Source organism: Pontibacter sp. HJ8 (assembly GCF_054824225.1).
The window spans coordinates 1-1867 of sequence record NZ_JSYF01000346.1 but is presented as its reverse complement, the minus strand read 5'-3'; the positions used below and the strand labels follow the sequence as shown (position 1 = coordinate 1867).

General features: G+C 42.4%; 2 protein-coding genes. Both read left to right on the top strand.

The genetic code is table 11. The features are described from left to right. Positions 1–781 (top strand): exopolysaccharide biosynthesis polyprenyl glycosylphosphotransferase (locus OB13_RS14960; RefSeq protein WP_461490978.1); only part of this gene is annotated, 781 nt, incomplete at its 5' end. Between the two features lie 51 nt (positions 782–832). Continuing rightward, positions 833–1753: a polysaccharide lyase gene (locus OB13_RS14955; RefSeq protein ID WP_461490977.1), complete on the top strand. Its 921-nt coding sequence runs from the start codon at positions 833–835 to the stop codon at positions 1751–1753. Positions 1754–1867 lie beyond the last annotated feature (114 nt).

Here is a 1867-nt window from a genome sequence, read left to right as displayed (position 1 = left end):
GATCGTCATCGCTCTGCCTGTAAAGGTTTCAAAGAAGGTAAAGAACATTATAGCAGCAGCTGATTATCATGGAGTACGCGTGAAATATATACCTGATTACCAAGGTCTGTTAGGTAGCAATTATAAGATGACGCGTTACGGGCATATAGATGCGGTTAATGTTCGCCAGTTACCTTTAGATGAAACCTATGCCTTCTTCCTGAAGAACAGTTTTGATATTATCTTCTCTGCATTTGTGCTGTTGGCCCTTTTCCCGTTGTTTCTTGTGCTTGCTGTTCTGATCAAGCTGGATTCTCCTGGCGCTGTTTTCTATTGCCCGGTGAGAATAGGAAAGGGAGGAAGGCCATTCAAAGTATTCAAGTTCAGAAGCATGCAGGAAAATGATGCGCATGCTGGAGGTACGCTATCGACGCAAAAAGATGATCCGCGGATTACAAAATTTGGTAGAATACTAAGGAAGTATAGCCTGGATGAATTACCGCAGTTCCTTAATGTGATGTTAGGAGACATGAGCGTGGTTGGCCCCCGCCCTCACAGAAGTTATCTTAATCAGCAGCTCCAGGAAAGTGTCGATAAGTATATGATCAGGCATTATTTCAAACCAGGAATTACAGGATGGGCTCAGGTTAATGGCTGGAGAGGGCCAACCGAAACAGATGAGCAGAGAAAACAAAGAACGATTCATGATATCTGGTATATGGAAAAGTGGTCATTGTGGCTGGATATTAAAATTATTTACATGACCATCTTTAGTAAAAAAGCTCATAAGAGCGCCTTCTGAAATTGAGCTGAATCCTGCTTAAACAGAGGGAGGAATAATACGTTGGTAATTATGGGGAAGGTATCTATTGTACCTCTGGTTTGTACCAGCCTGATCTGGATGCTAGCTACTTATTTCGCTTGCGAAATAGCAGTTGCATTCAAAATGGAAAATCATCCGACGAAGGTTGAGCTTGTTCTGAATAAATACAACATAAATTTTCCGCTCACTTTCTGGGATGATGGAAATGCAAAACCATTGAAGGGCAACATACTATTTACAGAAACCTTTGACGGAAATGACCCGCTTGCGACAGCAGTTAGCTTACAGACTGGCACGGAGCACGGCTTTAAAATAGTGCCTGATCCTGTCTACAGGAGGGCTAAATCCGGGCGCTTTGAATTAAGAGCAACCGATCCGATGGTGCATCGGGGTAAAAGATCAGAGTTGTTTGTAACAAATAGAACGACGCATAATGAAAGGTGGTACAGCTTTGCAGCCTTTTTCCCGGCAAATAGCTACACCACTGATACTTCCAATGAATTAATCAGTCAATGGCATCAGAATGGGAGTCCGCCCATCTCGTTGCGAATTGTTAACGACAGATTTTACCTGCGGGTACTTCACAACTCCAAAGATACTAGTTGGAAAGTGCTTGATCTGGCACCGGTAACTAAAGATACCTGGCATGAATTCATTTTTCATATAGTTCATTCAGCCGGAAACGACGCACTGATCGAAGTATGGCACAATGGCCAGAAGCTGGTCCATTATACAGGTAGAAACAATATCGAAAGCGAAAAAATGCCCTATTGGAAAATTGGGATTTATAAAGCAAAGTGGAATAACAGCAGAACCGACTCAGACCTTAGGGTAGTATATTTTGATGACATCAGTGTTGGAAACGAGCATGCTTCATTTGCTGAAATGACGTCTACTTTTAAGAAGCAGCGTAAGGGCACTGGTTTTGGTGCAGCAAGTTATCCAAACTGATAGGATTTGCCTATCTGGAGCATGAAAGTAGGTATAAGAGCAGCGATATGAACTGGAAAAACGAAGAGTTAGACCGCATACAGGTATTACTTGTGATTTTGCAGAAGAAGGTGA